Origin of the sequence: Corynebacterium ureicelerivorans, from assembly GCF_000747315.1 — a bacterium.
In the GTDB taxonomy this organism is placed as follows: Bacteria; Actinomycetota; Actinomycetes; order Mycobacteriales; family Mycobacteriaceae; genus Corynebacterium; species Corynebacterium mucifaciens.
In genome coordinates this window covers 773,100-793,992 of the sequence record NZ_CP009215.1, presented here as the reverse complement: position 1 = coordinate 793,992, position 20,893 = coordinate 773,100, and the positions used below count along the sequence as shown (strand labels likewise).

Here is a 20,893-nt window from a genome sequence, read left to right as displayed (position 1 = left end):
GATCCTTTCCATAAAGTTGCGTACCGTCATTCCCGGACCGGGCGCCCGGCCCAAAGAGTTCAATGTCTACAACGTCACACGTTGACAAAAGGTTCCCACAGCTGCGTCGCTCGGACATCCAGGCGGCGATATGGTGGGCCCATGGGTGTGTTTGAGAATGCGCGACGCGGTCCCCGCACAGGCGGCGACGCTGTGCGCGAGCACATCCGCAACGTCACCGGCAGCGACGACGCGTATGTGTTTGCCTACCGCAGTCTTGAGGTCCACGCCCGCGTACTCGCAGAACCGGTCCCCCACGTCCTGTACACCACGTTCGGCGTGTCTCGTGTCGCCTCGTCGCAGCCGTCCGCGGGCACGCAGACGGAGCTGACGATGCGGGTGCCCGGCGCGCCTGCGCTCCCGCAGCAGTGGCCGGCGGACGTGCTCGCCCACGCAGCGCGCGACGAGATCGAGCCCGGCCACTACCTGTCGCTGGATACTCCCCGGGGAACGCTGACGGGATTCGTGTTCGTCACCGACCCGCTCCTCGGCGTACTGGACGGGCCGACCGGCTTCATCCGCTTCACCTGCGCCGTGGGCCTGGCCGGAGACGACTTCGAGCGGATGCTGTCGTGGGACCCGCTTAAGTTTGCGACACTGATAAGCGACCGCGTGCCCTTATCCATGACGTCCACAGATCGCGCGCCACTCAGTGCACATCCCGACGACCGCGAAATGCTGGGCAGGGTGGTGGGGGCCGAAGGGTCGTCGATAGGCGCGATGCACGCGCGCTTCCTCGACGTTGATGCGAAGGGCCGCGTGGACATGGACACCGCGGCCGCTCGGGCGGTGGTGCGGGCCGCGCGCCACCGCCTGCTACACGGCCGGACGTTCGCTTTACTCAACGGCGATACGTGGCTGTTGTTCGATCCCCACTGCCCCACTGCCGAGTTCGCAGACGACCACATCATTGTGCCCGCGACCACGGCGTTCGCGCACGAGCTGCTAGCAGTATTCGACGCGGCGCCAGGCGTGTACCGCCTGCGCACCGCGCCCCTTGAGATCCGCGTGGTGGATCCGAATACCTAACGCCCGGACTGCGGGAACCGGTTTACTTGAACACGGTGCCCCACTCGGCGCGCTTGTCCAAGAACGCCTGAGCCTCACGCTTTGCGGCGGCGAGATCGTGGTTTGCGCCCCAGCCGCACTGCTGCTCGTTGGCGGCGGGCACCTGATCTGCCTCGGTGATGTCCGTCAAGGTCTTCTCGACGAGCTCCGCCACCTCAGCCTCGGACGGGTCACCGGAGAGCAGGAGGTAGAAGCCGGTCTGGCAGCCCATCGGGCCGAAGTCGATCACGTTGTCGGCATGGTTGCGCGCGTGCTCGGCGAACATGTGTTCAAGCGAGTGCACCGCGGGCATCTCCAAGTGCTCCACGTTGGGCTGCTTGAAGCGGATGTCGTACTTCACCAGTGTGTCACCGTGGGGCAGCTCCTTGCGGTCCGCCAGGCGAATAAACGGGGCGGCTACCTTGGTGTGGTCGAGGTTGAACGATTCAACATTCATACGATCAGTCATGGCCCCAACTGTACTGAAGGGACGCACCCGTGCCCACCACCCCAACGACGCTCGTCTGGTTCCGCGACGACCTGCGCGTCACCGACAACCCCGCCCTCGCGTACGCCGCGTCGCGCGGCGATGTTGCCGGTGTGCTTATCGACGACTCCTCCACTGCCCGGCCCCTCGGCCGCGCGGCCGCCTGGTGGAGAGAGCGCAGCGCCGCTGCCCTCAGCGAGAAGCTGCCCCTCATCCGCGAGGTGGGCGACCCGCGCGAAATCGTGCCTCGCCTCGCCCGCGAGATGGACGCTGAGGTGGTGTGGAACCGTCGCTACGACTCGGTCGAGCTCGACGCCGAGGTCAAGCGAGCCGTCGACGCACGCACCTTCCCCGGGTTTTTGCTGGCAGAGCCGTGGGACATCGCCACGGGGTCCGGCACGCCGTACCGGGTGTTCACGCCGTTTTACAAAGCGATGCAGCAGCACGTAGCGGCGCATCCCCCACGCCCGGTGGCTGCGCCGTCGCTCCCAGGGGGCACGCGCCTGGAGGTTTCGGCCGCGCCGTCGTGGGCGGAGGAACTGGCTGTGCACAACACACCCGGCGAGGACGCAGCGCTGCGCCGATTCCACGAGTTCTTAGACGGCCTGGCCGACGGGCACGGTTACGACAACAACGACCTGACCCCCGGCGCGACATCCGGGCTGAGCGCCCACCTGCGCTTCGGCGAGCTCTCCCCTGGCTACGTGTGGGCGGAAACCGTGGCGTTCGCCGAGGAGCACCCCACCGCCGCACCAGATGCGTGGGCGTTTCTACGCCAGCTCGTGTGGCGCGACTTCGCCTGGCACCGCTACTACCACCTTCCGGATCTGGCGGCGCACAACGTGCGCGAGCAGTTCAACCGCTTCGAGTGGGCGTGGAGCGCCAACGCGGCACCGTGGGAGCATGCCGCCGCATTTGCGAGCGCCGCGATGGAACCGGATGCAGACGCGGCGCAGCACTTAGATCAACTCGCCCAGTGGCAGCGGGGAGCTACCGGGGTGCCGCTTGTCGACGCAGGCATGCACGAGCTGTGGCGCACCGGCACCATGCACAACCGTGTTCGCATGGTGGTGGGATCCTGGCTCACCAAGAACCTGGGCATTCACTGGCGCCACGGCGAGGAATGGTTCTGGGACACGCTCGTCGACGCGGACGCCGCTTCCAACCCCTTCAATTGGCAGTGGGTGGCGGGCTCGGGCGACGACGCTGCGCCGTACTTCCGCATCTTCAACCCGCTTACGCAGCAGGAAAAGTTCGATCCCGCCGGCGCGTACGTGTCGCGGTGGGCTCCGGAGGCGCTGCTGCCCGGCTACCCGGAGCCGATGGTGGACGTGAAGGAATCACGCAAGGTGGCGCTGGCGGCGTACGAGGATATAAAGACCAGTAGTTGATCTCAGACCATTCGGAGTGCTTCCTCAAGAAGATCGTTAATGTTGTCTATCACCGAGGCGCTATCGACCAAGTCAAGCACTCGCCGCAACGAGGAATCCGATATATCTTCTACTCCCCGAGATTCGTTTTGCGAGTAACTCGCTCCTGCTGATCTAGCGAGCAACTTGTCCTCGTACGCTTTAGCCACCTTGGGCAGTTGGACGAAAAGAGGACGCTGGAGTTCATCCGCCAATAGTTCAGCTGATCCGCATACCCATCTTGTTGCGGAGGTAGCATACGCAGCGATAACCAGCGATGCTTCGTGTGCTGTACTCAACGCGAACGTCAGCTGGAAATCGAGAAACGAAGAATTACTCCACGGCTGCACGACCCCACCCTCTATCTGGAACATCGGGTTGCCGCTGCGGCGGTTGGCTGCTCTGAGCAACGCAGCTTCTATCTGATCTCGGGCATGATCGACTACCTCGTGCAAAGGGGTTAGGTCCCGCAACGACACAGGGAGTTGAACGTCGGAAGATTTTTGGAGCTTTTTCGACACATCCCGCGCGTCAGCGATGAGTACGAGCCCTCGCGACACGACCGTTTCGAGTTGGTCTAACGCCCCTAATAGCACACCGGCGGGAAGGTAGGCCCCGTTAATAAGCGCCATGAGATCGCCCCTTCGGAGGTTTTCAACACCGCCGAAAATCGAATTGACGAGCCATGCCCCGGGGACGACGTCGCCACTGCCGTACGAGGCATACAAATCTACCCGCACATCGTCTAATCCGGCGGCGTATGCTTCGCGGAGACGCTCGTAGGACGCTAGAGAGATCCCCGTTCCGCCGTTAGAAAGTTGGCAAAGCTTGACGGCCACAATCCCACGCGCAATTACGGGGTCCAGCCGATCCGGATGACCAACAAGGTGGCCCTGGTAGAGACTCGAAATGGCTTCGCGCTCCCTCTTAATCGAATCTAAGTGACCAAATAATGTGGTGAATCCGTACGCCTGGCCACCGGATTCTATGAATTGCTCAATGCGATACCGTTCGTCGGCAAGCGGGTTGACCCTGTTTGACCATGCCTGCGGCTCCTCAATCTGCTGCACAGCGTTGCGTAGCTCACTCAACGTGAATGCCATTTAGCTGATTCCTTTCCCGTTGATCGACGGCTTTTGGCCACAATCCCGCGATTAATATCACGATCGCGCTAATAACGAGAGACAACATCACCAACGTCGACGCGTCGACGTTTCTCATCCACTCGAACATCGCTCCACCAGGCCTTAGACCTTCCCCATCCACAGACACTTCAGCAAAAGCTGTTTGGATTAGCGAGATCGCCAAGGATACCAGCGTCAGGGCGCCCAGAGCGAACAGCGTATTTTCCATGACCTTGTTTTGGGTGCGCTGCACGAGTTCGGAACGGCCCTGGACGATATGCTCAAGTCGCTGCAGCCTTGTGTCCACATCCTCATGCACTTCTTCATACTTCCAAGCCGCGAGGACCGCCTCAACAATCTCACGGAATTGCGGTTGCGATTCCGTTCGAGTTCTTTCGCGCATTACTGATTCCATCGCCAGTTCGAAATGTAGATCGATCACGCCACGGATAAGCCGGTCACGCACTTTTCTTCCCGAGCTCAGCAATTCCAGATACCCCAGCGAAATTCGTTCGATATCGGTCAGGTAGCACCACAGGTATTGTGCGTGGATAAGCGGCTCAACCACAGAATCGATCCCAAAGTCTCGTCCGTGATCTGGATGGTAGATCAGAACGTTGTTGCCCCAACTCGCATAAAATACCGCCCCCTTACTCAGAGGTACCTCTCGTTTTCCATCCTGCTGAAACCAACGTTTCGGCAACTCTGGTTCTCCAGCTCCATGTTCGAGCGCAAGCTCGCGACGTGGGAGAAGTAACGTTCGGTTCACCCACCGTACAGAAGGAGCGGAATCGGCATTCGCACTGTAGTGCTTTTCGGTAAATTCTTCAAACAACCGGGTGGTTATACGCTCGAACCTCTCGATGTGGTGTGCCCGCAATAGAAATTCATCGCGCACCTCAACGAGCGAGACCAAAAGGTGCATCCCCTGTTGGTCGTACAACTTAGGTGGGCTTACTCTGAGAATTCCGTCGAACTGGGCTGCAACCTTGTTCATCTCGGCGTGTGAAGCGATTGTTTGCTTCACACGAGGGCGCGTCAAACTGGCCGATCCACCAGCCCTACTCGAAAACGCAGTATCAACGTCGGAGTTGCCGAATAAATCCCTGCCCTTTACTTGGTAAGGATCGACATCCCGAAGCGGTGCAACGCAAAGAACGAACATAATCCTCGAATCTACGGGGTTACGGTAGATCATGCGCTGTTCACGTAAACTTAAACAAATGAAATTGCTCGAAAAGTTACTGATCCCCCTCTTCGCCGGCGCAGGCGTACTGCACTTTGCCAAACCGGAACCGTTCGATCGAATCGTGCCCGACGCGTTGCCGGGCAGCGCGCGCACGTACACCTACGTCTCCGGCGTCGCGGAGCTCGTCGTGGCGGCGCTTTTGGCGAATGGAAAAACACGCGCAATCGGCGGCCCGCTGGCCGCAGCACTGCTCGCCGCGGTGTGGCCGGCAAACTTCAACATGGCCTGGCAGTGGCGAAACACGTCGTTGCCGCTGAAGGCCATCGCCATCGGCCGCTTACCGCTGCAAGTCCCACTCATCCAGGCGGCGCTGCGAATCGGGCGCCGATGACAGGGGCGGCGAAATACCGTGAGGTGATCGTCGAGAAGCTTGCTGCCCGCGCCCCTTCCTCCTCGATCTGCCCGTCCGACGTGGCCCGCGAGCTGGGCGACGAGCACTGGCGCGACCTCATGCAACCGGTCCGCGACGCGGCGCAGCAGCTTGTCGACGCCGGTACCGTCATCATCACCCAGGGTTCCGAAACCGTAGATCTAGCCACCGCGAAAGGTCCTATCCGAATTCGCCGCGGACCCCGCTTCCCATAGTGCCCCCAGTCGGACTCGAACCGACACTGCGCGGATTTTAAGTCCGCTGCCTCTGCCAATTGGGCTATAGGGGCGATGGGGAACCATGGTACTTCCCCGTTATTGTTGGGCGAGAATCGGTGGGGGAATTCTCGCCCAGCGGAGACGGATGCATCGCCTTACACTCACTGTGCGAAGCGCAGGTTTCGCTTGAGCGTTGCACCCAATTTCCCGTAGTGACAAAGGCAGTGGCCATGAACATCCAGCTCCCTCCACCACTTGATCAACTGATAAGAAACCTCAATCTCGAGCAAATTATGGCCGTCGTGTCCGGCGCATTTTTGGTCGGCGGCCTACTAGGCGGAGTTGTCGGATCCGCGGCTGGCGGCAGCTCGACGGCGACCGGGTCTTCCGCAAACGACCACTCGCCCGCTGCCCCGCAGAATGGCCCAGTCCTTGAAGGCCGCGCAAAACTGTCCGCGCTTCACCAGGCAAATGGCCCGGACTCTGGCAAGGACGCGTTCGACGGCAACGGGCAGACCCATCCATTCAAGGGCCAGGTCATCCCCGGTTTTTCTGGAATTGTCGAGGTCGGTGACGGCACCTTCTACGGTTTGCCCGACAACGGTTTCGGCTCAAAAGCGAATTCCTCGGACTTCCTGCTGCGCATCTACCAGGTTAAACCGAATTGGGAGACCGCAGCCACCGCCAAGAACCCAGAAAACGTGGGCGGTATTGAAGTGCTGCACCAGATCGACTTGAAAGATCCCGAGCGAAAGATTACCTGGCCGATCGTCAACAACGGCACCACTGACCGTCTCCTCACCGGCGCGGATTTCGACCCAGAGTCGATTGTGCGGGCAACCGACGGTTCGTTCTGGATCGGCGAGGAGTTCGGCCCGTACATCCTGCACTTCTCGGCGGACGGCACGCTGCTCCACGCGCCCTACCCGCACCCGGAGGTAAAGAGCCCATCCAACCCCACGCTTGACGCTGGCGAGAAGCCAAACCTGCGCAATTCGAAGGGTTTCGAAGCCATGGCCACTGACGGCCGCTACCTGTACCCGATCTTCGAAGGGTACCTTGACGATGCGGAAGACAAACGGGAACGGATCGTCTCCCAGTTTGATACCGAAACCGGGGAGTACACCGGCGCAACCTGGACCTACATGGCCGAAAGCGAAGACGCGTTGATCGGGGACGCGTTCCTCACCAAAGACGGTCGCCTGCTGGTTCTTGAGCGCGATGACTCTCTCGGATCTGACGCGAAACTTAAAAAGGTGTTTGAGGTGAGGAACTTCGGCGATGCCGAGGCGGGTACGGTTTTGGAAAAACACCTCATGGCGGATCTGCTGAACATCGCCAATCCAGGCAAGATCGGCATGGTCTCGGACGCGCGTGCTTACGGTGTTGGGGACCCGTTCGCGTTTGCTCTCCGCAGCGTTGAAACGATCATCCAGCTCGAGGACGGTCGTTACCTCACCGCGCTGGACAACAACTTCCCCGGCGACGACGGACGCTACCGCGGCAAGCCCGACGACACCGAGATGATCATCTTCTCCGTGAAGTAACCCGCGAGATCGCAGATGCGGCCGCAACCACCGTTGCGGCCGCCGCCACCGCGGGCCACGGCGAGCGGCCACCTTCCCGAGCGTTACCCGCGACGATGGTGCCCGCCACCGCCACGGCAAGGTTGACCGGCACCTGCACCAACGGGCGGCCACTCAACGCACCGGCCACCACGGCTGCGGCATGCAAAGGCGTGGCCGTTGCGCCGTACCAGCCCGGGTCGGTGCCTTGGGCGGCCTCGCGCACGGCGTCTTCGAACTTCTGGTTGCCGCCCTCCGGGGTGCCCACAAGCGCTTCTAGGTCGCGCTCCTTCACCACCGTGTCCACGCTGACCGATTCGAAGATGGGCAGAATCTGTTTGTAGGTCAGCGGGGTGAGCATGCCCAGCCCCCACGCTGCCAACTTGCGGGTCATGATCGGCGCGGTGACATACGGGCGGCGGTGCAGCCCCACCGCCTCGGCGTAGCGCTGCATCATCTCCACGTACGGCATCGAGTCCGGCCCGCCAACGTCGAAGGTGCGGTTCATCTCCGCCGGGAGATCGGCCGCCGCGACAAGGTAGAAGGCGATGTCGCGGGCGCCGATCGGAGTGATCTTGTTTGTGATCCAATCCGGGGCGATGAACGCGGGGACTCGCTCGGTGACGTGGCGCAGCAGCTGGAACGACAACGAGCCGTCGCCGATGACAACGCCCGCCTGCAGCACCGCGGTGGGCACGCCCGAATCCATCAAGATCTTGCCCACGCGCACGCGCGAAGCAAGGTGCTCGGAGACATCTTCGCCGCTCGGGTGTAACCCGCCGAGGTACACGATGCGTTCCACCCCGGCGCGCTTTGCCTCCTCCCCAAACTGGCGGGCCATTTCGGCTTCTTCCTTTGCAAACCCGGCACCGTCGCCCATGGAGTGCAGCAGATACCAGGCGCAGTCCGCGCCCTCGAGCGCGCCAGCAACGTCCGCCCGTTCGCTGGCGTCGCCTTCGACGATCTCCACCTCATCGCCCCAGGTCTTGCCCAGCGCCTTGTCCTCGTCTCTGGCGAGGATCTTCACGCGCCAGCCGTCGTCGAGTAGGTTTTTCACCACGAGACCACCCACGTAGCCTGTGGCGCCAGTGACCAGCCCAGTCCTTGTTTCAGTCATGCCGGTAATCTTGCTCCTGCACCGCCGGTAATACTTGGACGGAGTTCTCACTTGACCAGGCAATGGCTTTTCCTCGTGCCCTGCGCACTCGGCGCGCTCGGACTGTTCTTGTCGCGCCGCGCCGGCGACGGCACCCCCGGCTTCTACTGGGCCACCGCGCTTACCGCTGCGGTCTACGCGGCGGCGTGGTGGGTGTGGGGAAATCACAGGGCCTTTGCCGGGCCACACAAGCTTCTCGACGTCCTCCGGGGCGCCCTCATCGGCGCCGCCCTCGCCCTCGTCTTCGTGCTCGGCGCGGTGGTGGTCAGCCGCATCCCCGCGCTGGCGGGTCCGGCTGCCGAGCTGCTGAATACCCCGGACAAGGGCGGTTACCTGCTCACGCTGGTGGTGCTCGTGGTCAACGGCGTCGGCGAAGAGCTCGTGTACCGCGACATGGTCCCGCGGCAGTTGCGCGCCCACGGCCAGTCGGTGGCCCAGGCTGGGTTGTGGTCCACGGCTGTTTACTGCCTGGTCACCTGCGCAATGGGCGTGCCGCTGCTAGTGTTCGCAGCGGGCGTTCTTGGCGCGGTGGCGTACTACGAGTCGGTCAAAACCGGCAGGCTGTACTCCCCTATTGCGGTGCACTTGACCTGGAGCATCGGGATGCTGTTCATCCTGCCGCAGTTCTTCTAGATCGGAACCACAGCCCACTGTCGGCCCCCTCCCCCTTCCACGCGGATCCAGCTGGTAAGAGCCAGCTAATCGGCCCGTGGATGCGAATAGCTGGCTCCTGGTAGCTGGATCCCGAGTGTGGAGACCGCTCTTACTCGCTGACCGAGAACACTTTCTTTTTCGGTTTCTCCTCCGCCACCGTCGATCCAGCCACTGAGACCTTCGGCGCATCCAGCATCTCGGACATGAAATCCGCCACCCACTGCAGCAGCTCCATGTCTCGCAAGTTGGGTGCGTTGATCGCGCGCTTGTTCCCGCCCTCGCGCGGCATGGGCACCTGCAGGGTCTTCGCTGCGGCCCGGTAGTTCGCACCCGGGTACAGGCGCTTCAGTCGCACCTGCTTGGAGTCCGGTAGCTCAACCGGGTGAAGCTTGATGCGTGCGCCCTGGGTGAGGATGTCGGCCACGCCCACCGCACGCGCTTGGTTACGCAGCCGCGCAACTGCCATCAGGTGCTCAACCTCGGTGGGCAGGGCACCGAAGCGATCCACCATGTCGTCGCCGGCGGCGGTGAGGGCATCGTCGTCGCGCGCCTCGGCGAGCCTACGGTAAACCTCCAGGCGCAGACGCTCGGAGTTGATGTAGTTCTCTGGGATGTGGGCGTCGACGGGCAGGTCCACGCGGATTTCCTTCGGGCCCTTGTCTGTGGCGTCGACGGGCTCACCGCTCATGAGCCCCTTGAAGGTCTCCACGGCTTCGCTGACCAGCCGGACGTACATGTCGAAGCCGACGCCCGCGATGTGACCGGACTGCTCCGCGCCGAGCACGTTGCCCGCGCCGCGCATTTCCAGGTCCTTCTGCGCCACGGCCATACCAGCGCCCAGGTCGTTGTTCTGGGCGATGGTGGCAAGGCGGTCGTAGGAGGTCTCTGTGAGCGTCTTGTCCTTGGGGTACAAGAAGTACGCGTACGCGCGCTCGCGGGAGCGCCCCACGCGTCCGCGCAGCTGGTGCAGCTGGCTCAAGCCCATGTTCTGCGCGTTTTCCACAATCAAGGTGTTGGCATTGGCGATGTCCAGGCCGGTTTCCACGATGGTGGTGCACACCATCACGTCGTAGTCCCGGTTCCAGAACCCCTGCACGGTTTGTTCCAGCACCTGCTCGCTCATCTGCCCGTGGGCGACGACGATGCGCGCCTCTGGCACGAGCTCGCGCAGCTGGCGGGCGGTCTTTTCAATGTCGGAGACCTTGTTGTGGATGTAGAAGACTTGGCCGTCGCGAAGCAGCTCGCGCCGGATTGCTGCGGCGACCTGCTTGTCCTCCTGCGGGCCCACATACGTCAGCACCGGGTGGCGGTCTTCCGGCGCGGTGGTGATCGAGGTCATCTCGCGGATGCCGGTCAACGACATCTCGAGCGTGCGCGGGATCGGCGTCGCGGTCATTGTCAGCACGTCCACGTGGGATTTGAGCGCCTTGATGTGCTCCTTGTGCTCGACGCCGAAACGCTGCTCCTCGTCGACGATGATCAGCCCCAGGTTCTTCCACTGCACGCCCGTCTGCAGGAGGCGGTGGGTGCCGATGACCACGTCGACCGAGCCGTCTGCAAGACCAGCCATGATCTTCTTCGTGTCCGCAGCAGTGGTGAAGCGGGAAAGCTCCCGCACGGTCACGCCGAAGCCGTCCATACGTTGGTTGAAGGTGGTGAAGTGTTGCTGGGCCAAAAGCGTGGTGGGCACCAGCACAGCGACCTGCTTGCCGTCCTGGACTGCCTTGAACGCGGCGCGCACCGCAACCTCGGTTTTACCGAAGCCGACGTCGCCGACAATTACCCGGTCCATCGGGGTGGGCTTTTCCATGTCCGCCTTCACGGCTTCGATAGCGGTGAGCTGGTCTTCCGTCTCCACGAACGGGAAGGCGTCTTCCATCTCGTGCTGCCACGGGGTGTCCGGTGCGAACGCGTGGCCTGGGGCAGCCTGGCGCTTGGCGTACAGCTCCACCAACTCACCGGCGATCTCGCGCACCGCCGCGCGCGCCTTGCGCTTGGTGGACTTCCAGTCCGAGCCGCCCATTTTGCTTAAGCTGGGCTTCTCGCCCCCGGTGTACTTGCTCAGCAGATCCAACGACTCCATGGGGACCCACAGTTGATCGCCGGGCTGGCCGCGTTTGGCGGGCTGGTACTCCAGCACGATGTACTCGCGGCGAGAATCCTCGTCGCCGGCTTTGACAGTGCGCTCGGCCATTTTCACGAATTTGCCGATGCCGTGGGTGTCGTGCACCACGAAATCCCCCGGCTGCAGCGCCAGCGGATCGACGCGGTTGCGGCGGCGCGGAGCTCGTCGCTTAGCACCCGCGATGTCGCCCACGCGGTTGCCCGTGACGTCGGTTTCCGTGACCACCACAAGGTTTGGGCCGCCGAACACGAGGCCAGCGTGGGACAACGCCTGGTAGAGGGTGACCGCCCCGTCCACGGGCTCGAGGCCCGGCGTGGCCACGCGCGCGGAGATGCCGTGTTCCCGCAGGCGATCCGCCATGCGGTCGATCGTGCCCTTTGCCGGCGCCACGAACGCCACCTTGCCGTGGTTTCGCCCGATGTGCAGCTTCAGCGTGGCGTAGAACTGCTCGATCGCCTTGGGGTCGCCCTTCGGTGCGGGCGCCGCTTCGAACTCCAGGGGCAGCGTCGCGGCGTCGTCTGCGGCGAACATGCCCGGCGGGGCGAAGGTCCACCAGGCGTTGCCTGCCTTTCGCGCGGAGATTTCGAGCGACTCGTAGGAGCGGTACGACGACGCGGAGACGTCCAGCCCCTCCACCGCAACGGGACCCTCCGCGCCCATCGCGGCGGCCTCCCAACCGGCCTCGAGAAACTCGCGGTCCGTGGCCTCCAAGTCGGCGATGCGGGCGCGGACCTTCTCCGGGTTCGTCACCAGCACCACCGAGCCGGACGGCATGAGTTCCGGGAGCACGGCGTACTGCTCCTGTGTCAGCGCCGGGATGAGCGCCTCCATGCCGTCCGCCGGCTGTTTCTCCGCGATGCGGGTGAGCAGCGACGTCAGCGTCGGGTTGGAGGGGAACTTTCGCGCGAGTTCGTCGGCTTTGGCTGCCACGGCGTCGTCGATAAGCAGCTGCCTTGCGGGGTGCAGCTCGACGGAGCGCACCTCCTCGATGGTGCGCTGGTCCGCAACGGCGAAGGAGCGGATGTCCGTCACTTCGTCGCCCCAGAACTCGATGCGCACGGGGTTAAGCGCGGTCGTTGGGAAGACGTCAATGATGCCGCCGCGAGTGGCAAATTCGCCGCGCGCCGCGACCATGTCCACATGGTTGTACGCAAAGTGGACGAGCTTCTCGGTCAGGGCCGCGAAGTCGTGCTCCTGGTCCACCTCAATGCGCACGGGCTCCACCGCAGGCAGCACCGGCTGGCACACCGCACGCGCCGCGGCCACCACCACGCGCGGCATGTCCCACAGCACCTTCGAGCGGCGGCCCACAATGTCCGCGGCCGGGGAGAGTCGCTCGTGCGGCAACGTCTCGTACGCCGGGAACTGCGCCACCTTTTCCTCGCCAAGGATCGCCTTGAGCTCCGCGGCGAGATCTTCCGCCTCGTGGCCGGTTGCCGTGACCAACAGCAGCGGGGTCTCGCGCGCGATGGCACCCGCGGCCCACGAGCGGGTCTGGTCAATGCCAGTGATGTGCAGCGCATCCTCGCCCACGTGGGTGACAAGCCCCTTGAGCTTGGAATCTGTCAGCGCAGCGGTAAGCAATCCGCCGAGAACGGGAGGGGTGCTTTCAGTCATGTTCCTTTACGCTTCCTTTTCCTCGACGGTTGCATCCGCAGCAGTCACCGCCGCATCTTCTTCCTGCTCCGCGGCATCGCCTGTGTACACCCGCGGCTGCGCTTCCATCCCCCGCAACCCGTTCCAGCACAGGTTGGAGATGTGCGCTGCCACAGTGTGTTTGTCCGGAATGCGCTCGTCTAACCACCACAGCGCGGAGTTGGAGACGGTACCGACAAGCGCCTGACCGTACAGCCCCGCCATCGCCTCGTCGAGCCCGCGGTGCTTGAACGCCTCCACCAATAGGTGGGACACCTCCGCCGTGACCCTGTTGAGGATGGTCGAATACGTCCGCCCCTCCCCCGGCAACTGGCCGTGAGCGAGGATGACAAACCCGTCCGTGTCCTCCTCCACGTACGTCAGAAGCGCCAGCACGCCGCGTTCGATTCGTTCACGCCAGCGACCGGTCTGGATGGATGAGGTAATCGTCTCCTCCAGGCGCGCCATCTCGCGATGCACAACTTCCTGGTAGAGCCCCTCTTTGCTGCCAAAGTGCTCGTACACCACCGGCTTAGACACACCAGCGCGGGCAGCGATCTCTTCCATGCTCACGCCGTCGAAACCGCGCTCCGCGAACGCCTGGCGCCCCACTCCGACCAGTTGGTCCCTGCGCTGGGGTGCTGTCATCCGCGTTCGAGCCATGCGACCTAGCTTAGAGCCTCTCCCCGGACACCCCGTCTTTGGCAGCAGACGAGTCTGGTCTACAATCATCGTTGCTATTCCCCATGGTGTAATCGGCAACACTACGGTTTTTGGTACCGTCATTCTAGGTTCGAGTCCTGGTGGGGAAGCTTTTTCATTGGAGGGGTAGATGAAACGCCACATTGCCTGGCTTTTGTCGTGCGGCTTGTTGGCGGGGTGCGGTGCTACGCCCCCGCCTATCGACGAACCTTCGGCCCCCACCCCAGCCCCAAACCAAAACGATTCAGCCCCCGCCCCCTCCAGCAGCTCGCCTTCCGACGCTGCTCACGCCCCCGCCGCGTTCCACTTCAAGAGCGGCGTCTTGGAGATCGGCGACTTCGACCCCTACACCCTCGGCGACAACATCTTCGACCCGTGCACCGAAATCTCCCCCGAGGAGTTCGCGGCCGCCGGCTTTGACAACGTGGAGCCGCTGCCGGAGGAGTATGCGGGGCTGGCGAAGGGGCTGAGCGTTTGCGACGTAATAAAGAACGAAGGCGTTCCAAGTGAAGGATTTAGCAATAACAACGCGAACCGGGGACTTATTCAATCCGAAACCGTTTTGCTAGACCGATACCGCTCGGAAAGGGTTCCGGAAATCTTCGTTTTCGGGCCCGAAAGCGGCGTCAGCACAAGTTGCTACGCGCAGCTAGACACCAAAAGGGGCGGGATCGTTTCCCAGGTAGCAGGATGGGATGGTTATGACAATCAAGACCGCACCTGTGGCGTCGCAGTTAGGAATCTCGAATCTCTTTACTTGACGCACTCAAAGTGAGTCTTGTTCATTTAAGTAGACAAACCCTTTGCGCGACGTGCCACCTCAGATAGCGTTGATCCCAGAGAAACAACTTTTGGGGGTCACATGCAACTATCACTTGATTCTGATGCCGTATTGCGTGCCGTAGAGCAGCTGCGAGAGGTTTCCAATCGGTTGTCGCGAGGATTTCGAGCCGAAAGCTTGAGATCACTTTATTCCTTCTCCCGCGCCAGTGGCTTGGACGAAGCGGGTGGTCGCTTGAGCCCAATCGGCGACGAGCGCGCCCCGGAAGCTAACCAGGCGATCGCGCTGTATCTGAAGCAGACTGCCGACAGCCTGTGGCTCGCTCTAACGAACACGATGCAAACCGACGAATCGTTCTCCGGGCTATTGGGTTCGGTACTCTCGCCCCTGCCAGTCCATGCAGCTGCGCTTACGTCGTTGTACGCAAAGGGGTTTCAGCAGCTCGGGCCCGCAGACCCGAAGACGAATACGTTCGATAATTCCGCAGTTGCTTCAGCGTCTGAGTCGTCGCTGTTGTCCGCTGAGTCCAAGCTGGTCGGCACCAACACATCTCTGGCGTACTCCGCGTCGGACTTCTGGAATTCCAACGCCAAGCTCATCGAGGATGCGATGGATGAGCTCAATGGTGTGCACCACTCGCTGAGCTCATCCGCCGAGACGGTCTGGATCGCGGAGGCGATGAAAAAGGTCACCCAGATTCAAAACGCTGGATTGGAATATGTGGCGAACTCCCGCTCCCTCGCCACCCACACCGAGGCACTCGGTATGGCGGCAGACGCTGAAAGCATCCTCGCTTCGGCAGCGACCGCGGCGTATCTGGCGGCCGAAACCCCCGAGATGAAGCAGCAGATCGAGTCGGAGTATCTGCGTTCTTATTCTGGCCGTATGACGGAGGGGCTACGCCCGGCAATCCCGGCGTTCAACCGCCTCCTGCCAGAGGCTGGCAATCTGCCTACGCTCCCCTACGCCAGCACCGACGTCGCTGCTCCGGCCGCACCGTCTTACACGCCGACAACGTTGCCGCAGGGCTTGCGCGAGACGTTGACTAGCCGTGGGTTAAGCGATTTGGCTCACGCAACGTCCCCGGCCGAGGTCATCCAGCAGTACGGCCGTCCAACGCCGGAGACGTTTGAACGCATCGCGGCTGGCTCTGCGCCCACACACGCGGCGACTGCAGTCCTCGCACCACCACCGAACCCCGCGGCGGCAGGCGGTGTCGTGACGGGCGGCACCGCCACCCCCACTAACCCGTTGACGCCCGCGACTATTGGTGGATTTGGCCAGTCGGCGGGTGGCACCGGTATGCCCGGCGCGGCCGCAGCCACTAGCCTCGGCGGCGCTGGCGGCACCCGAACCGCGGCCGCGGGAGGAGCCGGTGGCGCAAGCATCAATTCCAGGGCGCGGAACGCGGGCACAGCCCCACGGCACGGCTTAAACACCGGTGGTGGTACCCGGGTTGGTGCCGGGGCGCTTAACGGTCTCGCCGCGGCCGGGCAAGCAGGCCGCGGGACCAGCGGCAATGGCGGCGCAGGGGCGCCGATGAGCAACGCGCGCGTCGGGGCAACCGGAGCACCAGGGAGCCCAGGTGGCCAGCGCGCAGGTGCGCTACTCGGGTCAGGAATGTCCGCCGGGGCAGCAAGCACCGGCCTACGCCCCGGTTTCGGCCCAGGCGCTAGTCTCGGCACCGGCGGCGGGACGGGTATGGGCACCGGTGCTGGTAGCTTCGGCAGCGGCGCCGCTACTGGCGCGGGTAGCCCCGGTGCCGGGCCGGGCGCTTACAACACAAACAACACATACGCCGCCGCCGGCTCCGGCGGCGGCGCTACCCAGCACAACCAGGGCGGGCGGGGCGCTGCGGTAGCTGCCGGCCCAGCGGGTGCAGCGAGCAATCACAGCCGCAGCCGGGAGAAAAACAGCGCAAAGGTCCGCACTGTCACCAGTGCGGTCGAGCGAGACGGGAATCTGAAAGCGCTGCTGGGCGATGCCCCACTGCTGCTGCCCTCCATCATCGGCCACAACGTGAAAGGCTAAACCAACCCCAAAGCCGAACCCGGCGAGCGGTGCCGGGTGCAGCTAGTGCATGGCGTAGGGGCTGGGCTTGGCAAGATCCGGCTGTTGGCCGGGCTCAACCACCACGAACTGGCCCATCATGCCCTGGTCCTCGTGGTTGAGCATGTGGCAGTGGTACATGTACGGCAGCGTCGGGTCCGGGTAGTAGCCGATTTCTACGAGCAGGCTCACTGTGGCGAGCGGAGGCACCGTAATGGTGTCGTGCCAGCCCGAGGTGAACTCCAGTTCCCCGTTGTCCACCCCGACGACGGCAAACCGCGCGTCGTGGATATGGAAGTTGTGCATCATGTCCTCGTTGTCGTTGGACACGTGCCAGATTTCCGGGCCGTTGTGGTCCACCACCTCGTCCACGCGGAGCATGTCCATCGTCTTGCCGTTGATTTCCATGTTCTTCATGCGGAACTCGCGCTCGATGGTGACGGTGTCGGGGCTCGGCGCATCCACCGGCACGAGCGCGCCGGGCAGGGCCGGGTAGGCGGGCGCATCCTCGGGCGGTGCGGCGATCTCGAGCAAATCGAATTTGTCGGTCAGGCCGAACATCTGCGCGGTGTCCTTATCCGGCAAGCCGCCGAGGTTCGGCACCCCGTCGCTTCGCAGCTTGAGGTCCTTGCCGGGTTTGAGGTCGACCACGATCTCCACGCGCTCGCCGGGGCTAAGCAGCACGCCGTCGACTTTCACTGGGGCATCCAAGAACCCCTGATCGGTGGCGACGATGTGGAACGGCACCCCCAGGGACAGGTGGTGGAAGCGCATCGTTGCACCGTTGAGCACGCGCAGGCGCAGGCGGCGCGTGGTGGCCTCGAAGCGGGTCTTCGTCATGCCGTTGACTAGCACGGTGTCGCCGACCCAGCCGTGTTCGGCGTCCAGCTGGCCGTCTTCGGTGAAGTTCGCGTCGGTGATGATGACGGGGATGTCGTCCACGCCGTAATCATTGGGCAGGCCGGGGAAGGCGGAATCGTCGTCGTCAAGCACAATGGCCCCGGCGAGCCCGCGGTAGGCGTGCACCGCGGATTTCCCGCGCGGGTGCGGGTGGTACCAACAGGTTGCGGCTGGCTGGTCCACGGTCCAAGACGGCGACCACGATTCCCCCGGCGGGAACATCAGTGCAGGTCCCCCATCGGCGGATGCAGGCAGGTGCAGGCCGTGCCAGTGCACCACCGTCGCCTCCGGGAGCTCGTTACGCACTGTCATGTCGATGCGCTCGCCGCGCCGCATGAACAGCGTCGGTCCCTGGTACGGACCGTTGAAACCCCAGGTCTTGGTCATGGTGCCGGGGACCATCTCAAACTCGCCCTCTTGGGCGGCGAGTTCGAAGCTGCGAACATTGCCGTCGAGCGTGCCCTCGTACAGCGGCGGGATGCGCAGCGGGCGCGCGTCAGCGTCCGCCCCGCGCGGCGTCGGCTGGTCCGAGCACGCGGCCGCCCCCGAAGCCGTGGCCGCCATCGCTGTAGCCACGACAGCGCCTTTGAAAAACGTTCGCCTGCTCATCCTCATTTCGCCTCCAGGTTCGCCGATTTGCCACAATGATCCTACTATCCGCAGGTATGCGTAACGAGGAAGCGAACGCCCGCCGGTTCATCTGGTCCAACGGTTTGCAAAACATCGGCGACCAGATCGTGGCGCCGAAAACGGTGCTGCCGTGGCTGTTCAACGCGGCCGGGGTCCCGGCGGTACTCACCTCGTTCCTCGTCCCCATCCGCGAGTCCGGCTCAATGCTCCCCCAGGCGTTCCTCAGCCCGTGGGTGACCTCGCAACGATCCCGCAAACGGGTGTGGCTCATCGGTTCATGGGGGCAGGCGCTCGCCGCGATGCTGATCGCGGTCAGCGCTCTGCTTCTTGACGGCGTTCCGCTCGGCGCCGCAATCATCGTGCTCCTCGCCGCGCATGCGCTGTTCCGCTCGCTGTGTTCTCTGGCGGGCAAGGATGTGCAGGGTCGCACCATTTCGAAGGGCCGTCGCGGGGACATCACCGGCCGCGCCACCGCCCTCGCCGGCGGGTTCACCCTCGCAATCGGTTTGATACTCACCTTCCTGCCCAACGAACTGCCGCAGTGGGCGATTGCCGCGCTGCTCGCGGGAGGCGCGTCAACGTGGGCGCTGGCATCGTTAGTCTTCGCAGGCATCGACGAGCCCGAGGCCGAACCGGAGGACACAAGCGGGCAAAGCGCCGGCGACATGTGGGCGCTGGTGAAAGGCGACCGGGATCTGCAGCGGTTCCTGCTTGTGCGCTCGCTCATGCTGGTGACCGCGCTGTCCACCCCGTTCATCGTTGTCCTGGCCGGCGACGAGGGCGCGGACCTCACCGGCCTCGGCGCGTTCATCATCGCCTCCGGCGGCGCCTCGCTGCTGGGGGGAAGGATTTCGGGCAGGTTGTCCGATAAGTCGTCCAAAAACACGATGGCGTGGGCTGCTGGGGTGGCTTCCACAGTGATCGTGCTGCTCGTGCTCAGCGCCCGGATGGCGCCCAGAGGCGTCAACGCGTGGGTCATGCCGCTCGGATTTTTCCTGGTCAACCTCGCGCACACGGCCGTACGCGTGAGCCGCAAGACATACCTGGTGGACATGGCGGACGGCGATAAGCGCACGATGATCACCGGCGCGTCCAACACGGTGATGGGCGTGGTGCTTCTTGTTGTCGGTGCGATTTCCTCGGCCATTTCAGTGCTCGGCCCCCAGGCCGCGCTGCTCTTCCTGGCCGTGGTGGGTTACGCCGGCGTCGTTGGCGCGCGGAACCTGAAAGAAGTCTCTTCCGCCTCCGCCTAACCGTTATGCTTGTGGCCGACAAATCCGCAATTTCCAAGGAGCTTTCGAGTGCCTAACCACTCCGAACGTGCCGTTGTCGTGCTCGCGGCCGGTGCAGGAACCCGCATGAAGTCCGACCGCCAGAAGACGCTGCACGAGATCGGCGGTCGCAGCCTGCTGTCCCACTCGCTCCACGCCGCCGCCGGCGTACACCCCGAGCACCTTGTTGCCGTGGTCGGCCACCAGCGCGACCAGGTCGCACCCGCGGTAGAGCGGATCGCCGAACAGATGCAGGTGGAAATCCGCCAGGCTGTCCAGGAGGAGCAGAACGGCACGGGGCATGCGGTGCAGGTAGGCCTGTCCGCCATCCCCGACTTTGAGGGAACGGTGGTGGTGACCAACGGCGACGTGCCGCTGCTCACGCCCGACACGCTGCAGGCGCTCGTGGACAAGCACGAGGCGGAGCGCGCGGCGGTGACGGTGCTCTCGCTCGAGTTTGACAACCCCACCGGCTACGGCCGCATCATCCGGGGCGAGGCGGGCGACGTGGTTGCCATCGTGGAAGAAAAGGACGCCACGGACGAGCAGCGCAAGGTGCGCGAGGTCAACTCCGGCGTATTCGCGTTCGACGGCGCGGTGCTGCGTGACGCGCTCGAGCGCGTGACCCCCGACAACGCCCAGGGCGAGTTCTACATCACCGACGTGCTGGGCATCGCGCGGGGCGACGGCCTCCGGGTCACCGCGCTGACCGCCCCGGACGCCCGCGAGCTGGCAGGCGTGAACGACCGGGTGCAGCTGGCGGAGGCCGGCAAGGAGCTCAACCGGAGGCTCGTCGAGAAGGCGATGCGCAACGGCGCGACCGTGATTGACCCCGCCACCACCTGGATCGGCGTGGAGGTGGAAATCGGCCGGGACGTGGTCATCCACCCCAACACCCAGCTGTGGGGCTCCACCGTTATCGGCGACGGCGCCGAAATCGGCCCCGACACGACCCTGACCGACATGGAGGTCGGTGCCCGCGCCACCGTCGTGCGGACTCAGGGTGAGCTCGGCGTCATCGGCGAAGACGCGACCGTCGGGCCGTTCACCTACATCCGCCCTGGCACGGAGCTGGGCGCCAGCGGCAAGCTCGGCGGCTTTGTGGAGGCGAAGAACGCCACAATCGGCGAGGGCTCTAAGGTGCCGCACCTGACCTACATTGGCGACGCCACGGTGGGCAAGCACTCCAACATCGGCGCGAGCTCCGTGTTTGCCAACTACGACGGCATCAACAAGCACCACACCACCATCGGCGACTACTGCCGTACCGGCTCCGACACCATGTTTGTCGCGCCGGTGACCATCGGTGATGGCGCCTACACGGGCGCGGGTACTGTAGTCACCGAAGATGTGCCGCCGGGGGCGCTCGCCATCAAGGAGGGCCGCCAGCGCAACATTGAAGGCTGGGTGGAAAACCGCCGCCCGGGCACCGACGCGGCCGAGGCAGCGAAAGCCGCGAAGAACGCGAAGCGAGAGGGTTAA

At 63.8% G+C, this 20,893-nt stretch carries 17 protein-coding genes and 1 tRNA gene; 10 read left to right on the top strand and 8 right to left on the bottom strand.

All coding sequences use genetic code 11. The annotated features are described in order from the left end of the window. The first annotated feature begins 141 nt into the window (after positions 1 to 141). Positions 142 to 1,068 carry a suppressor of fused domain protein gene (locus tag CUREI_RS04040; protein ID WP_038610745.1) on the top strand — a complete coding sequence of 309 codons (927 nt, stop codon included), beginning with the start codon at positions 142 to 144 and terminating at the stop codon, positions 1,066 to 1,068. A 22-nt stretch (positions 1,069 to 1,090) separates the two neighbouring features. Here CUREI_RS04040 and CUREI_RS04035 read toward each other — a convergent pair whose 3' ends face one another. Then, a complete protein-coding gene (locus CUREI_RS04035; RefSeq protein WP_038610742.1) occupies positions 1,091 to 1,555 on the bottom strand; it encodes an S-ribosylhomocysteine lyase in 465 nt (154 codons plus the stop codon). 29 nt (positions 1,556 to 1,584) lie between these two features. On the opposite strand from CUREI_RS04035, the gene CUREI_RS04030 reads away from it, so the two are divergent. Beyond that, a complete protein-coding gene (locus CUREI_RS04030) occupies positions 1,585 to 2,964 on the top strand; it encodes a cryptochrome/photolyase family protein (RefSeq protein WP_038610738.1) in 1,380 nt (459 codons plus the stop codon). 2 nt (positions 2,965 to 2,966) lie between these two features. Here CUREI_RS04030 and CUREI_RS04025 read toward each other — a convergent pair whose 3' ends face one another. Together CUREI_RS04025 and CUREI_RS04020 are read right to left on the bottom strand one after the other, a co-directional pair. Next, positions 2,967 to 4,085: an aromatic amino acid lyase gene (locus CUREI_RS04025; RefSeq protein ID WP_038610734.1), complete on the bottom strand. Its 1,119-nt coding sequence runs from the start codon at positions 4,083 to 4,085 to the stop codon at positions 2,967 to 2,969. Next, positions 4,066 to 5,304, bottom strand: a complete 1,239-nt coding sequence (locus CUREI_RS04020; protein ID WP_144242411.1) for a hypothetical protein — start codon at positions 5,302 to 5,304, stop codon at positions 4,066 to 4,068. The genes CUREI_RS04025 and CUREI_RS04020 overlap by 20 nt, the downstream gene beginning before the upstream one ends. A gap of 25 nt (positions 5,305 to 5,329) precedes the next feature. Between CUREI_RS04020 and CUREI_RS04015 the strand changes: the two genes are divergently transcribed. Together CUREI_RS04015 and CUREI_RS04010 are read left to right on the top strand one after the other, a co-directional pair. Further along, positions 5,330 to 5,686 (top strand): DoxX family protein, encoded by a 357-nt coding sequence (locus CUREI_RS04015; RefSeq protein ID WP_038610727.1) that lies wholly within the window; start codon positions 5,330 to 5,332, stop codon positions 5,684 to 5,686. Positions 5,687 to 5,709: 23 nt separating this feature from the next. Next, positions 5,710 to 5,940, top strand: a complete 231-nt coding sequence (locus CUREI_RS04010) for a DUF3253 domain-containing protein (protein WP_330216996.1) — start codon at positions 5,710 to 5,712, stop codon at positions 5,938 to 5,940. Here the strand turns inward: CUREI_RS04010 and CUREI_RS04005 are convergent. Next, positions 5,941 to 6,014, bottom strand: a tRNA-Leu gene (locus tag CUREI_RS04005). Positions 6,015 to 6,173: 159 nt separating this feature from the next. Between CUREI_RS04005 and CUREI_RS04000 the strand changes: the two genes are divergently transcribed. Then, on the top strand, positions 6,174 to 7,490 hold the full coding sequence (locus CUREI_RS04000) for an esterase-like activity of phytase family protein (RefSeq protein ID WP_084768160.1): 1,317 nt from the start codon (positions 6,174 to 6,176) through the stop codon (positions 7,488 to 7,490). On the opposite strand, the gene CUREI_RS03995 is transcribed toward CUREI_RS04000, so the two are convergent. Further along, positions 7,471 to 8,625, bottom strand: coding sequence for an NAD(P)H-binding protein (locus CUREI_RS03995; RefSeq protein ID WP_069202880.1), 1,155 nt, complete (start codon positions 8,623 to 8,625; stop codon positions 7,471 to 7,473). The genes CUREI_RS04000 and CUREI_RS03995 overlap by 20 nt on opposite strands. Before the next feature lie 51 nt (positions 8,626 to 8,676). Here CUREI_RS03995 and CUREI_RS03990 point away from each other — a divergent pair, with 51 nt between their 5' ends. Continuing rightward, positions 8,677 to 9,297, top strand: a complete 621-nt coding sequence (locus CUREI_RS03990; protein WP_038610720.1) for a CPBP family intramembrane glutamic endopeptidase — start codon at positions 8,677 to 8,679, stop codon at positions 9,295 to 9,297. A 130-nt stretch (positions 9,298 to 9,427) separates the two neighbouring features. On the opposite strand, the gene mfd is transcribed toward CUREI_RS03990, so the two are convergent. Together mfd and CUREI_RS03980 are read right to left on the bottom strand one after the other, a co-directional pair. After that, a complete protein-coding gene (gene mfd, locus CUREI_RS03985) occupies positions 9,428 to 13,060 on the bottom strand; it encodes a transcription-repair coupling factor (protein WP_038610717.1) in 3,633 nt (1,210 codons plus the stop codon). Positions 13,061 to 13,066: 6 nt separating this feature from the next. Next, positions 13,067 to 13,741 (bottom strand): TetR/AcrR family transcriptional regulator, encoded by a 675-nt coding sequence (locus CUREI_RS03980; RefSeq protein ID WP_051952190.1) that lies wholly within the window; start codon positions 13,739 to 13,741, stop codon positions 13,067 to 13,069. A gap of 169 nt (positions 13,742 to 13,910) precedes the next feature. On the opposite strand from CUREI_RS03980, the gene CUREI_RS03975 reads away from it, so the two are divergent. Together CUREI_RS03975 and CUREI_RS03970 are read left to right on the top strand one after the other, a co-directional pair. Further along, entirely contained in the window at positions 13,911 to 14,555 is a 645-nt protein-coding gene (locus CUREI_RS03975; RefSeq protein WP_084768158.1) for a DUF3558 family protein, read from the top strand. A gap of 240 nt (positions 14,556 to 14,795) precedes the next feature. Further along, entirely contained in the window at positions 14,796 to 16,592 is a 1,797-nt protein-coding gene (locus tag CUREI_RS03970; protein ID WP_038610711.1) for a hypothetical protein, read from the top strand. Between the two features lie 42 nt (positions 16,593 to 16,634). Here the strand turns inward: CUREI_RS03970 and CUREI_RS03965 are convergent, their stop codons facing one another. Beyond that, positions 16,635 to 18,119: a multicopper oxidase family protein gene (locus tag CUREI_RS03965; RefSeq protein WP_084768156.1), complete on the bottom strand. Its 1,485-nt coding sequence runs from the start codon at positions 18,117 to 18,119 to the stop codon at positions 16,635 to 16,637. Between the two features lie 56 nt (positions 18,120 to 18,175). Here CUREI_RS03965 and CUREI_RS03960 point away from each other — a divergent pair, with 56 nt between their 5' ends. Both CUREI_RS03960 and glmU read left to right on the top strand, forming a co-directional pair. Continuing rightward, on the top strand, positions 18,176 to 19,393 hold the full coding sequence (locus CUREI_RS03960) for an MFS transporter (protein ID WP_038610705.1): 1,218 nt from the start codon (positions 18,176 to 18,178) through the stop codon (positions 19,391 to 19,393). 48 nt (positions 19,394 to 19,441) lie between these two features. Continuing rightward, positions 19,442 to 20,893: a bifunctional UDP-N-acetylglucosamine diphosphorylase/glucosamine-1-phosphate N-acetyltransferase GlmU gene (glmU, locus tag CUREI_RS03955; RefSeq protein ID WP_038610702.1), complete on the top strand. Its 1,452-nt coding sequence runs from the start codon at positions 19,442 to 19,444 to the stop codon at positions 20,891 to 20,893.

What these genes read in the sequence shown, in the direction of transcription:
- CUREI_RS03965 (WP_084768156.1), bottom strand. Translation starts at nt 18,119, where the DNA reads ATGAGCAGGCGAACGTTTTTCAAAGGCGCTGTCGTGGCTACAGCGATG.
- CUREI_RS04015 (WP_038610727.1), top strand. Translation starts at nt 5,330, where the DNA reads ATGAAATTGCTCGAAAAGTTACTGATCCCCCTCTTCGCCGGCGCAGGC.
- CUREI_RS03995 (WP_069202880.1), bottom strand. Translation starts at nt 8,625, where the DNA reads ATGACTGAAACAAGGACTGGGCTGGTCACTGGCGCCACAGGCTACGTG.
- CUREI_RS04025 (WP_038610734.1), bottom strand. Translation starts at nt 4,085, where the DNA reads ATGGCATTCACGTTGAGTGAGCTACGCAACGCTGTGCAGCAGATTGAG.
- CUREI_RS03975 (WP_084768158.1), top strand. Translation starts at nt 13,911, where the DNA reads ATGAAACGCCACATTGCCTGGCTTTTGTCGTGCGGCTTGTTGGCGGGG.
- CUREI_RS03980 (WP_051952190.1), bottom strand. Translation starts at nt 13,741, where the DNA reads ATGGCTCGAACGCGGATGACAGCACCCCAGCGCAGGGACCAACTGGTC.
- CUREI_RS03960 (WP_038610705.1), top strand. Translation starts at nt 18,176, where the DNA reads ATGCGTAACGAGGAAGCGAACGCCCGCCGGTTCATCTGGTCCAACGGT.
- CUREI_RS04035 (WP_038610742.1), bottom strand. Translation starts at nt 1,555, where the DNA reads ATGACTGATCGTATGAATGTTGAATCGTTCAACCTCGACCACACCAAG.
- CUREI_RS04000 (WP_084768160.1), top strand. Translation starts at nt 6,174, where the DNA reads ATGAACATCCAGCTCCCTCCACCACTTGATCAACTGATAAGAAACCTC.
- mfd (WP_038610717.1), bottom strand. Translation starts at nt 13,060, where the DNA reads ATGACTGAAAGCACCCCTCCCGTTCTCGGCGGATTGCTTACCGCTGCG.
- CUREI_RS04040 (WP_038610745.1), top strand. Translation starts at nt 142, where the DNA reads ATGGGTGTGTTTGAGAATGCGCGACGCGGTCCCCGCACAGGCGGCGAC.
- CUREI_RS04020 (WP_144242411.1), bottom strand. Translation starts at nt 5,304, where the DNA reads ATGATCTACCGTAACCCCGTAGATTCGAGGATTATGTTCGTTCTTTGC.